We start from the raw sequence: 11,619 nt of genomic DNA on the forward strand, positions 1-11,619 counted from the left end.
GCGGCCATTCTCCCTCAGCGGCACACCTGATCGAACCGCCCCCGGCCGGTTCGCCGGGGATCAGGCGCGGACCAGCACGATCGTCTCGCAGGGGGTGGTGACGCCCTCGGCACGACGCTGCAGCAGCAGGAAGCGGGCGGCGATACCGCGGTAGGCGTAGGCCACGGTCCGGTCGCCCAGCAGCCGCTCGGCGACGGCCGCGACGGTGAGGGCGGCCAGCCGGACGTACGGACCGTCCTGGGGGTCCAGGGAGCGCGGCCGGTCCGTCAGCGCCCTGGACCAGTCGGTGATGCGTTCCACCAGGGTGTTCAGGGCCGGTGCGGCCCACTCCGGGGCGGACCGGGGCAGGGCATCCAGTTCTCCGGTGTAGAGGGTGGCCAGGGTGGAGAGGTCCGCCGCGTCCCCCGGAAACCTGGTGTCGACGGCGTGGCTCAGCAGCGGCGCCACCCGCTCCGCGAAGGTGGGGGACCGCAGGGTGAGCAGGGATCCGCCCCCGGGTTCGGCCATGAGGTGCAGCAGCGCGGCGACACGGGCGGCGGTGTCGGCCCGTTCGGGGAATCCGGCCTGGGCCAGATCAGCGGCCTGGAGCCGGGCGCGGACATCGGGGCTGCTGACGCCGCCGCTCCGGACCATGGCGGGGGGCATGCCCAGGACCGCGGCCAGCGCGGCGTTCCCGCGGTTCAGCGCCTCCTCGTCCCCGGGGCCGTGGCCGAGCCACGGCCCGGCCGTCTCCCGCGCCGGAACCACCCAGGGGTGGTGAGTCCCCTCCGGCACCCATAACGACAGCGAAGGATTCGCCGTGTTCGCGCACCACACCGTGTGCCGGGCCACCCCGGCCACCAGGTCGAACGCCCCGTCCGTCGCTTCCTCTTCCAGCGGCAGGCGGTACGCGTCCCCGTCCGGGGCCAGGGAGTTGACCCAGTTCACGAACTCCCGCGCCTCCGCCCGGGTCGCCCCCACCGCGATGTCGTCCGCCCCGCCGTCCGTGAGACCGGGCGCGCCGGGCCGGTCGCGTTCCTCCGCGAACAGCCGGTAGATCTCCCGCGTCACCGGGCGCGCGCAGACCAGGGTGGTCTCGCCCAGCCGTACGGTCTGGCGCAGTTCGCGCAGCACGGTGATCGCGGTCATCAGCCGCCGCCGGGCGGAGCCGACCGGCCCGCCGAGCGACTCCTCGCGCAGCGCCTCCAGCCGCCGGGCCACCTCGGGGGCGAATTCGGTCGCCTCGGCCGCGCAGTCGTAGGCCAGCGCGAGGGCCCGGACGGTTCCGGACGCCAGACACGCCTCGACCACCGGGGCCGGGTCCTCCCGGGCCGCGTAGAGCAGGGTCGTCTCCCGCCACCAGTCGTCGTCCACCTGGGCCACCAGATGGTCGACGAGACGGCGGTGCTGGATGTGGAGGGCGGCCAAGTGCTCCTGGAGGGTGAGGTGGGCGAAGGCGTACAGTCCGCGTTCCCGCTCGACCAGCAGTCCGCTGACCACGATCGTGTCCAGGAACTCCTGGGAGGACATGGCCGAGGAGACCCGGAACAGGAGCGGCCGCAGGACGTCGGAGGCGTACTCGCCCCGGATGTCCCGCATCCGGTCGGCCATCATCACGAAGGCCAGTTCGCGCAGGACGACCTCCTTCTTCGCGCCGCCGAGTTCGTCGGCCGCCGCGGCCGTCCCGCCCTTCGCCTCCTGCCGCCGCCACAGCAGCACCTCGCAGATCTCGCCGTACAGTTCGGCGCGGCTGCCCGGCAGGGCTCCCCGGTAGCGGTGGACATTGGCGATCATCGTCAGCAGCAGCGGGTTGGCGGCCAGGTCGTACAGGACGGTCCGGGCGCGCAGCCGGTTCAGCAGGTCCTCGGCGCCCTCGTGGGCGCGGTCGGCGACCGCCGTGTCGTCCGCGCCGGTGCTCAGCCGCTCGATGGCGCGGTACCAGCCGTGCACGAAGCGGCCGATCTGCTCACCGGTGAAACGGCGGATCTGGAGCACCCGGGCGCGGTTGACCGGGGCGCCCTGGTAGCCCTGCGGCCGGGAGGTGAGGACGAAGTCATTGGTCTCGTAGCCCTCGATCTGCCGCTCCACCCAGCGGGAGACCTCACGGCGGTGCTCCTCGCGGGCCACCTCGTCCAGCCCGTCCAGCAGCACCGTGCAGCGGCCCTGCTGGAGCTGGCCGTTGAACCAGCCGGGCGGCTGGTCACCGGTGAGCCGTCCCAGTGAGGCGCCGATGATCTGCGGAAGGGTGATCGCGGGGTTCGCGGTGATCGCCGCGGCGTGGTCCCGGAGGAACAGCAGCACCGGCAGGTCGCGGCGGCCCCGTCGGCCGGACTCCCGGGCCAGGCCGAGGGCCAGGTGTTTGAGCATGGTGGTCTTGCCGGTGCCGGGGAAGCCGATGACGGCGAGGGCGGTGCCCTCCGGCCCGCCGAGGAAGTCCCGCACCGACCGCCGCGCGGGGAAGGCCCCGCCGTCGGCGCCCGCCAGGGACTCGCGCGCCACCTGGTGCGCGGAGCGCGGCATCAGGCTGACGTCGACGAAGACCTCCTCGAGCCCCGGGGTGTAGTCACCGCGCGTCGCCAGCCCCTTGAGGTCGATGAACCGGTGGTGGCTCAGCACATAGGCGCGGTAGTCGCGTTCGAAGCGGGAGACGCGCCACTGGAGCCGCCGGTCGACCGCGTCGGCGACCCGCTCCACCCACCGGTCTGCCACCTTCCCGTACACCTTGGCCAGGAAGGCGACACCCGCCAGCAGGGCCGCGTAGACCAGGAACAGCAGCAGCGAGACGACCGGATGGCGGTGCACGGAGGACCAGAACCGGGCCCCCAGCACCGCGGGCGGCACCAGGCTCGCCGTCGCCAGCGCACCGCGCGTCAGGAATTCAGCGCCCTTGCCACCCGCCACCGTTCTCCCCCCGAGAGGCCCGTGACGTTCCGTTATAGCGCAACCACCACCGGTTGGGACCGTGTTCGGCGCAGGCCGGCGCGCGGGCCTCAGACGCGGGAGAACGGTTCGGCGTAGCTGAACGCGCCCTTGAGGGTCGGCTGATACGTGGTCAGGGTGCGGACCTGGAAGTACGCGCCCCAGGCCGGGTCGGGCGCGGTGACACCGACCTCGGTGGAGGGGCGGAAGCCGAAGCGGCCGTAGTAGTCGGGGCTGCCGAGCAGGGCCACCAGCGGTTCGCCGAACGCGTCGGCCGCGCCGAGTACGGCGTGCACCAGCGCCTTGCCCACCCCGCGCCGCTGATGGGCGGGGACCACACTGAGCGGACCGAGGCCGAGCGCCAGGGACTGGTCCGGGCCGATATGGGCGCGGGTGCACACCACATGACCGATGACCTCACCCGCGTCACCGACGGCGACGACGGAGAGCGCGGGCAACCAGGCGTCGGAGGTGCGGAGTTCCCCCAGGAGGGTGACCTCGATGGGGACCGGGGTCTCGGACCTGCCCGCGAAGGCCGCCGCGGTGACGTCGGCCACGGCGGCGATGTCTGCCGGGGTTTCTCGTCGGATCAGCACCGGCACAGTGTGGGCGCCGGAACCGGGGACGGGCAACCGATTTGTGAGCCGCGGAGTACGGAGCCGCCGGGGGCACCGCCGGGGCGCCGGAGCGACCCCGGCATACCGGACAACGCCACCCCGTCCCGCGAAATGAACCGCGGATCATTTTCGCTGGATCGGAGATAACTAATTGCCTGAGCTGCGGAATTCCAGGAATTCGACCCCCGGATTCCACAGTGGTGGCGACCACTGATAAACAATCCTTCCCGCAATTGGCCCGCCGGGATACGCAATCCGCGCGAGAGGGAGAATTCTTCATGTCACAGCCGCCTCCGCAGCCGCCCTATGACGGTGCCCCGCATCCGGGCGCCGCCCCGGGCCATCCGAGCGGTTACGGCTATCCGCCGCAGGGGCCGCCGCCGTACCAGCCGCCGGCGACTCCCGGGCAGCCCGGGCCGCCTCCCGTGCCGCCCGGCGGGGGACGCGGCAGCCGCCGTCGCCCCCCGAAGTCGCCCATGGCGAAGGTGATCGGCGCGGTGGTGGCGGTCGCACTGCTGATCGGCGGGGGCATCTGGGTCACCGCGGACAAGGACTCCGGTGGCGGAGGCGGTGATTCGACGGCCGGTGCGGCCGAGGGCAAGGTGCTCGGCAGGGTCCCCGCGCCGAAGATCCGCGGCGACATGGTCAACACCCCGGGTATGTGGGTCACCGGCAAGACCTTCGCCAAGGCCGGCGTCAAACAGATCGTCGGCTATCCGCTGGACGGCGGTTCCGCCCGGTGGAAGATCCCGCTCAGCGGTGAACTGTGCTGGTCCTCCCGGCAGGTCACCAAGGACGGTCTGACCACCGTGCTGTTCGAGGACGACTCCAAGGACCCGTCGGTCTGCACCCAGGTGGGCCTCGTCGACCTCGACCAGGGCAAGCTGCTCTGGACGAAGCAGGGCAAGGAGACCGGTGAACTGGCGTCGGACGGGCCCGTGATGTTCGACGAGGTGTCCATCGGCGGCGGCACCGTCGCGGCGGGCGGTATCAGCGGCGGCGCGGCGTGGACCACCGACGGCACACCGCTGTGGATGCCGGATTCCTCGGGGGACTGCGAGGACAAGGGCTATGTCGGCGACGAGAAGAAGCTGATCGCGCTGCGCTCCTGCCAGGCGTCCGCGTCGGACACCGAACAGCTCGAGATCCGGACCCTCAACCCCCGTACCCGGGCGGTGACATCGGCCTACACGCTGGAGCCGGGCACCGAATACGCCCATGTGATCTCCACTTCCCCGCTGGTGGTCGGCATCAACAAGGGCGGGACCGGCGTCTCCGAGGTCCTGACCATCGACGACAGCGGGAAGCGGGGCAAGCAGCTCAGCACGGTCGCCCTGAAGGGCGGCAGGTACGAGTACGAGGAAGGCTGCCCGGCGACCGAGCTCGGAGGCTGTGCGCAGGTCGCCGTCGACCCCGGGTCCATGACCCTCTTCCTGGGCACGGACTACCGCGCCGGGTCCGCCTCCGGCCCCAGCAACGAGATCGTGGGCATCGACCTGGAGACCGGCAAGGTGGCGGGCAAGGCCGACGGCACCGAGGCGGGTCCGCTGATGCCGCTGGGGCTCGACGAGAACGGCTCCGTCATCGCCTACCAGAGGCCCACGCTCTCGGAGGGAAGCGCGGTCTGGCAGATCGATCCGGCGTCGTACAAGAAGAAGCAGCTGATGCGGAACCCGCCGGAGAACGCCGAGGTCGAGTCGTACATCGAGACGCACGCGCAGTACCTGTACGCCGGCAAGCGGCTCTACCTGGGCAAGGAGAGCGCCGGCAAACCGTCGAGCGAGTACCACAAGAAGCTGGACGTACCGCTGGCCATGGTGATCGGCACCGAATGACCCCGTACGGCCGGAGGCGGGCTCAGCTCGCCTCCGGACGTACGCCCAGGGCGCGTTCGGCCCGGACGTAGGTCACATCGTGGTCGGCGAGGACATGGGCGGCGACGCCGGGCCGGGCGAGGAGCGCCAGCAGCAGGTGTTCGTCGCCGATGGAGCGGTCGCCGCGGCCGACGGCGATCCGCAGCGACCGCTCCAGCACCGACTTGGCCTCCGGTGCGAAGGGGCGCCGCCCGCCCCGCCGGGGGCCGGGCCGGGTGCCGGGGCCGGTGGCGGCGAGAGCGCCCACGCCGTGCGCCTCCTCCACCCGGGCGACAATCTCCCCGACGTCGATACCGAGCCCCGCCAGGGCCTCCGTATCCGCGTCCGAGAGGCCGCCGCGGCGGCGCACCTCGGCCAGCGAACGCTCGATGGACGCCCGCCTCCGGTGCGCGCCGAGGCCGGCGAGCACCGTGGCGGCGGGGCTCCCGGCGCGGTCCAGGAGCGCGAGCAGCAGCTCCGGTTCGCCGACCGTGGGACTGCCCGTCCGCTGTGCGTGCTGTACGGCCCCGTGGACGACCTCACGGGCACTGCCGGTGAACCTCTCGAACATCAACGCCTCCCGTGCTTCTTGTGGACCGCCTGCCTGCTGATGCCCAGTTCGGCGGCGATCTCCTGCCACGACCAGCCCTTGGCGCGGGCGCTGCGGACCTGGACGGCCTCCAGCTGCTCCAGCAGCCGCCGCAGCGCGGCGACGGCGCGCAGTCCGATCCGCGGGTCCCGGTCGCCCGCCCGCTCGGCGAGATCCGTTGCTTCGGTCATGGTGTCAATGTAGGTTGACGCTCCCCTCGCGTCAACCCTGATTGACAGAGACGGAGGCCGGCACGGCGCCCGGGGCGTCATGGGTTCGACGCGGTCGCCGGGGTCGGGCAACCTCCCGTCATGGACCCTCGTTTCTGGCCCCTGTACGGGCTCCGCGTCCGCACCCCGCGCCTCGAACTGCGCCTGCCCGACCTCCCCCGGCTCGACGAGCTGGCCGCGGTCGCGGCGGAGGGGGTGCACGACCCGGCCGAGATGCCGTTCAGCGTGCCGTGGACCGACACCACCCCGGAGGAGCGCGGGCGCGCCACCTTCCAGCACGTCCTGCGGACCGTCGCGGAGTGGCACCCGGAGGAGTGGACACTGAGCCTGGCTGTACTGCACGAGGGAACGGTGATCGGACGGCAGGACCTGACGGCGCGCGACTTCGCGGTGACCCGCGAGGCGCAGACCGGCTCCTGGCTGGGCCGGGTCCACCAGGGCCGGGGCTTCGGCACGGAGATGCGGACCGCGGTGGCGCACCTGGCCTTCGAGGGCCTGGGGGCGCGCTCGCTGACCTCGGGCGCGATGATGGAGAACGGGCGCTCGCTCGGGGTGTCTCGACGGCTCGGCTACCGCCCCGACGGAAAGGAGACCGTCGCGGTGCGGGGCACGGCCCGGACCCTCCAGCGGCTGCGGCTGGACCGCGCCGCCTGGGCGGAACACCGCACCGCCACCCCGGTGGAGATCACCGGACTCGAGCCGTGCCGCGCACTGTTCGGTGCCCGGTGACAGCCCCGCAGTGGAGGTGGAGATCCTATGGCGGGCAAGTTCGAAATCTACGAGGACAAGGCCGGTAAGCACCGTTTCCGCCTGAAGGCGGGCAATGGCGAGATCATCGCGGTCGGCGAGGCATACGAATCCAAGGGCGCCGCCGAGAAAGGCGTGGAATCGGTCAAGAAGAACGCGCCCACGGCCGAGGTCAAGGAAATCCCGCACGACACGATGTGACATCGGCGCGGAAGGGGCGGGCGTAGACGCGATGCGGGGGCGCTGCGCGGCGTGCGACGCGTCTGGAGACATCCACGGCTGAAGTGGCCCAAGCGCGTCATGGCGACTCTGGCGGGCGCTCCGGCCCTCGCCGTTCTCGCCGCCGGGGTCTCACTGCGGCTGCTGTACGCGGGGGACGTCAAGCCCGGCACCCAGACCCGGGGCCGGGACGCGGTCTGGCTCGGCCACGCCTGGGTGGACGGCCGCAACGGCGAACGGGAACTGGCGGCGCTGGCCCGGCGGGTACGCGGCAGCGGCATCCGCGATCTGTACGTCCACGCGGGCCCGCTGGCTCACAACGGCACGCTGCCCGCGGCCCGTTATCCCGAGGCCGCCTGGCTGCTGAAGGCCGTCCACCGCGAACTGCCCGGGGTCCGGGTGCAGGCGTGGCTGGGCGATGTGCTGGCCACCGAGGGCCCGACCGGGCTCCGGCTGGAGGACCGGGACAACCGCGTCCGTGTGGTGCGGTCCGCGCGGCAGGTGCTGGACGCGGGCTTCGACGGGGTGCACTTCGACCTGGAGCCACTGCACTCCGGTGACCGCGCCTACCTCGCGCTCCTCGACGCACTGCACCCCCTCACCCGCGCCCGCCGCGCCCCGCTGTCGGTGGCGGCCCATCAGATCGACCCACTGCCGGGGCTGCACACGGCGGCGGACTTCTTCACCGGCCACCCCAAGTGGTGGTCCCAGAAGTACTTCAGCCAGGTGGCACGGCGGGTCGACCAGATCGCGGTGATGTCGTACGACACCGCCATGCCGCTGGAGAGCCTGTACGGCGGCTATGTACGGATCTGCTGATGGGCCTGCCCGGCTACCACACCGACAACATCGGCCGTCACGCCTGGGCCGAGACGGTCACGGCGGCGGTACGCGGCACCCGGCTCGGCCTCGGCCGTCAGGACCGCCACCGGAAGCGGTTCGGGGCGGCGCTGTACGTGGACTTCGCCGCCACGGAGGAGGACTGGCGTGCCTACCGGACGGGCTGGGGAGCGCCGGGTACGGGGTGAGCGGGTCACAGCGCACCGCGGGCGCGAGGCCCCCGGGCCCGGGCCTGTCAGGCTCCGAACCAGCCCGCCACGTCCAGCCGGAAGCCGCTGGGCGGCGCCATCGTCCGCAGGTCCGCCTCGAGTCGGCGCAGCCGGTCCTCGCCCAGCCGCTCGGCCCACGCCGCGCGCAGTTCGTCGAAGACGGCGGCCGACCGGGCCAGTACGTCGTAGCCGCGCGGGGTGAGCCGGATGAGCTTGCGGCGGGCGTCGGCCGGGTCGTCCACCCGGGCCGCGTAGCCCAGCGCCGCCAGCCGGTCGGCGGTCTTGCCCGCGGCCTGTTTGGAGACCCCGAGCCGTCGGCCCAGTTCGCTGGCGGTGGTGCCGTCCCGTCCGATGGCCTGCATCGCGAAGCCATGGGCGGGACGGATGTCGGGATGGCCCTGGCGGGCCAGTTCGGCGTGCAACTGGTCGGCGATCGACCGGAACCCGGCGAAGAGCAGCAGCGGCAGCTCGAATCCCGGAGCGTCCTCAGCCATGCGAATCCCCCTCGCGACCCCTGTCGCCCTTGCACCGGTCGACAACCTGGTTTACCTTTTCGACAACCACGTTGACCATTTTACTCCGGGGGTTCCCCATGTCCGCGTCCGCCACCACCACCGTCGACCACGCCTTCCCCGCACACACCCTGGACTCCGCGCCGCCCGGCGCCCGGCGGGCCATGGAGGCCACGGTCAAGCACCTCGGCCACCTCTCCCCCGCCGTGGCGCGGATGGCCGAATCGCCGGAGCTGCTGGAGGGATTCCTCACGCTCAGCGGGGCGTTCGAGAGGACCACCCTCGATCCGATCGCCCGAGAGGTGCTCATCCTCACGGTCGCGGTCCGCAACGCCTGCCACCTCTGCGTCGAGATGCACACCGCCACCCTCCGGGCGCGGGGCGCGGACACCGCGCTCATCGAGGATCTGCGCGGGGCCCGGCCGCTGGAGGACGCACGGCTGGACGCGGTACGGGTCTTCGCCCTGGACGTGCTCGCCACCGCCGGTGCGCTGAGCCCCGGTGCCCTGGACGCCTTCCTGGCCCACGGGTACACCCGGCGCAACGCGCTGGAGGTGGTGCTCGGCATCGGCGCGTACACTCTGTCGACGTTCGCCAACCGGATGACCGGGGCGCCGCTGCGCGAGCCCGCGACGGACCCGGCTCAGGAGGGTCCGACCGCGGGCTGACCCCCGGCGCCGGAGGGGGCGACCAGACCGGACTCATAGGCGGCGATGACCAGTTGGGCCCGGTCCCGGGCACCCAGCTTGCCCATGATCCGGCTGACATGCGTCTTGGTGGTGAGCGGGGAGAGCCCGAGCGTCGCCGCCGCCTCGGCGTTGTTCAGCCCGCGCGCGACCAGGACGAGCACCTGGCGCTCCCGCTCCGACAGCGCCGCCGTCGCGCCCGCCGGGACACCGGGCACCGGGACGGCCGGGGCGCGCAGCACCCGCGCGATCAGCCGGGAGGTCGGACCGGGCGACAGCAGGGACTCCCCCGCCGCCACCGTCCTTATGGCGTCCAGGAGTTCGGCGGGCCGGGTGTCCTTGACCAGGAAGCCGGAGGCGCCCGCGCGCAGTGCCTCCATGATGTGGTCATCGGTGTCGTAGGTGGTCAGTACCAGGATCCTGACCCCGGCCAGGTCCTTGTCTGCGGCGATGCGCCGGGTGGCCTCGATCCCGTCGAGATCGGGCATCCGGATGTCCATCACCACCAGGTCGGCGCGGGCGTCACGGGCGAGTTCGACGGCCTGGCGGCCGGTGCCCGCCTGACCGACCACCTCCATGTCCCGCGCGGAGTCCACGAGCATGGCGAAGGCGGAGCGCACGAGCGTCTGGTCGTCGGCGAGCAGCACCCTGATCCGCGGGTCCGCGGTCTCGCTCGGGTTCACGGGATGGCCTCCAGGGGGCTCGCGGGGACGGAACCGGCCCTGCCCCAGGGCAGCGCCGCGCGGACGGCGAACCCGGGGGCGTCCCCGCGCGGTCCGGCGGTCAGGGTTCCGGCCACGCTGCGGGCGCGTTCGCGCATCCCGACGATGCCATGGCCCGGTTCCGCCCCGTCGGGCGGTGTCCCCCCGCCGGCCGGGCCGTCGTCCACGGCGGAGACGGCGAGCGCCGTCCCGTCCCGGACGAGGGTGATCCGCACCCGGGTGCCGGGCGCGTGGCGCACCGTGTTGGTCAGCGCCTCCTGCACGATCCGGTACGCGGCGGCGCCCACCGCGGGCGACAGCTCCGACCCGGCCACGCCGACGGTGAGTTCGACGCGGACGCCCGCCGCCTCGGCCGCCGCGGCCAGGTCGGCCAGTCCGGTGAGCCCCGGAGGCGGCGCGACGGCGTCGGGGTCCTCACCGCCCCCGCCCCCGCTGCCCTCGTTCTCGTCCCCGCGCAACACCTGGAGCGTGGCGCGCAGTTCGGCGCGGGCGTCCCGGCAGGTGTCGGAGATCCCGTCGAGCGCCGTGGACAGCGCCTCGCGGTCCAGCCGGTCCGGATCGGCGATCAGGACATGTGCGGCGACCGAGGTCTGGACGCCGATGAGGGTGATGCTGTGCGCGAGCAGATCGTGCAGATCCCGGGCGATCCGCAGCCGCTCCTCGGCGACCCGGCGGGCGGCCTCCTCCTCACGGGTGCGCTCGGCGCGTTCGGCCCGTTCCAGGATGGCCGCGATGTACTTGCGGTGGATCCGGACCGCCTCACCGATCACCACGACCGACAGCACCCAGCCGGAGCTGCGCAGCATGTCGACCCCGGCGTGCGGTGCGGAGCCCACGGCCATGACCGTCACCATGAGCGCGATGACCAGGGAGACGGTCAGGAAGGAGCGCAGCGGCGGGCCGATGACGGCGAGGGTGTAGACGGCGAGCAGTCCGGCCGGGACGACGGCGAGGTGCACATTGTCCAGCGCGTGGTACGGGCCGACCATGAACACCACGGCCGCCGTCACCAGCATGGGGCTGTGCCGCCGTCCGACGAGCACCGCGGCGCTGCCGGTGAGCAGCAGCCAGCCGATCGTGTCCGGACGGTGGCCGTTGCCGCCGGGGTCGAACAGGGCCAGGGCGCACTGGAGGAGGAGTACGGCACCAGCGATCGCGGCATCGGTACGCCGCCGCGTCCGGGCCTCGGCGCGGGACTCGCTCGGCCGTCTGCCGCTGTGGAGGGCGTGCAGCAACGCCCACAGCGGGGGCCGGCCCGGCAGCTGACGCCCCGGCCGCCGGGGAGGCCGGGGCGGGGGCTTGGGGTGTGGGGTCACGGCTTCATCCTCGGGGATCGGCCGCGGGCCGGACCAGGGGCGGTCCGGCCCGCGTTCACGTTCGCGTCGCACGGTCATGGGCGGTGGCCCGGCGTACGGACCCGGGGGGGGGGGGGGGGGGGGGGGGGCCCCGCGTGTTTCCTTTAACGCGAGGGGGTGGGTCCTGCCTTCTTCTCCTTCC

General features: G+C 73.0%; 11 protein-coding genes and 1 pseudogene. 5 read left to right on the top strand and 7 right to left on the bottom strand.

Annotation, left to right across the window (positions count from 1 at the left end; genetic code table 11):
• Positions 1–60: 60 nt before the first annotated feature.
• Positions 61–2,880 (bottom strand): NACHT domain-containing protein, encoded by a 2,820-nt coding sequence (locus AC07FT_RS02445; protein ID WP_479173329.1) that lies wholly within the window; start codon positions 2,878–2,880, stop codon positions 61–63.
• Between the two features lie 89 nt (positions 2,881–2,969).
• A complete protein-coding gene (locus AC07FT_RS02450) occupies positions 2,970–3,494 on the bottom strand; it encodes a GNAT family N-acetyltransferase (protein WP_479173331.1) in 525 nt (174 codons plus the stop codon).
• A gap of 299 nt (positions 3,495–3,793) precedes the next feature.
• Between AC07FT_RS02450 and AC07FT_RS02455 the strand changes: the two genes are divergently transcribed.
• Entirely contained in the window at positions 3,794–5,350 is a 1,557-nt protein-coding gene (locus AC07FT_RS02455) for a hypothetical protein (RefSeq protein WP_479173333.1), read from the top strand.
• 22 nt (positions 5,351–5,372) lie between these two features.
• On the opposite strand, the gene AC07FT_RS02460 is transcribed toward AC07FT_RS02455, so the two are convergent.
• Complete coding sequence (locus AC07FT_RS02460; protein ID WP_479173335.1) at positions 5,373–5,939, bottom strand: Clp protease N-terminal domain-containing protein; 567 nt, start codon at positions 5,937–5,939, stop codon at positions 5,373–5,375.
• Entirely contained in the window at positions 5,939–6,148 is a 210-nt protein-coding gene (locus tag AC07FT_RS02465) for a helix-turn-helix domain-containing protein (RefSeq protein ID WP_244418743.1), read from the bottom strand. The genes AC07FT_RS02460 and AC07FT_RS02465 overlap by 1 nt, the downstream gene beginning before the upstream one ends.
• A 120-nt stretch (positions 6,149–6,268) precedes the next feature.
• Between AC07FT_RS02465 and AC07FT_RS02470 the strand changes: the two genes are divergently transcribed.
• From AC07FT_RS02470 to AC07FT_RS02480, 3 genes and pseudogenes are all read left to right on the top strand, one after another.
• Positions 6,269–6,916, top strand: a complete 648-nt coding sequence (locus AC07FT_RS02470) for a GNAT family N-acetyltransferase (protein ID WP_479173337.1) — start codon at positions 6,269–6,271, stop codon at positions 6,914–6,916.
• Positions 6,917–6,943: 27 nt separating this feature from the next.
• Positions 6,944–7,135, top strand: a complete 192-nt coding sequence (locus AC07FT_RS02475; protein ID WP_479173339.1) for a YegP family protein — start codon at positions 6,944–6,946, stop codon at positions 7,133–7,135.
• Between the two features lie 99 nt (positions 7,136–7,234).
• Positions 7,235–8,181: pseudogene (locus AC07FT_RS02480) on the top strand (hypothetical protein).
• A 47-nt stretch (positions 8,182–8,228) separates the two neighbouring features.
• Here the strand turns inward: AC07FT_RS02480 and AC07FT_RS02485 are convergent.
• The gene (locus AC07FT_RS02485; RefSeq protein ID WP_479173341.1) at positions 8,229–8,696 is read right to left on the bottom strand and encodes a MarR family winged helix-turn-helix transcriptional regulator; all 468 of its coding nucleotides are present in this window, start codon (positions 8,694–8,696) and stop codon (positions 8,229–8,231) included.
• A gap of 98 nt (positions 8,697–8,794) precedes the next feature.
• On the opposite strand from AC07FT_RS02485, the gene AC07FT_RS02490 reads away from it, so the two are divergent.
• Positions 8,795–9,382 carry a carboxymuconolactone decarboxylase family protein gene (locus AC07FT_RS02490; RefSeq protein WP_479173343.1) on the top strand — a complete coding sequence of 196 codons (588 nt, stop codon included), beginning with the start codon at positions 8,795–8,797 and terminating at the stop codon, positions 9,380–9,382.
• Here AC07FT_RS02490 and AC07FT_RS02495 read toward each other — a convergent pair.
• Both AC07FT_RS02495 and AC07FT_RS02500 read right to left on the bottom strand, forming a co-directional pair.
• Complete coding sequence (locus tag AC07FT_RS02495; RefSeq protein ID WP_479173345.1) at positions 9,358–10,083, bottom strand: response regulator transcription factor; 726 nt, start codon at positions 10,081–10,083, stop codon at positions 9,358–9,360. The two genes, AC07FT_RS02490 and AC07FT_RS02495, sit on opposite strands and share 25 nt — an antisense overlap.
• Positions 10,080–11,438 (bottom strand): sensor histidine kinase, encoded by a 1,359-nt coding sequence (locus AC07FT_RS02500; protein ID WP_479173347.1) that lies wholly within the window; start codon positions 11,436–11,438, stop codon positions 10,080–10,082. Before AC07FT_RS02500 ends, AC07FT_RS02495 begins: the two co-directional genes overlap by 4 nt.
• Positions 11,439–11,619: the final 181 nt, after the last annotated feature.

The organism is Streptomyces sp. NPDC045899 (assembly GCF_056431485.1).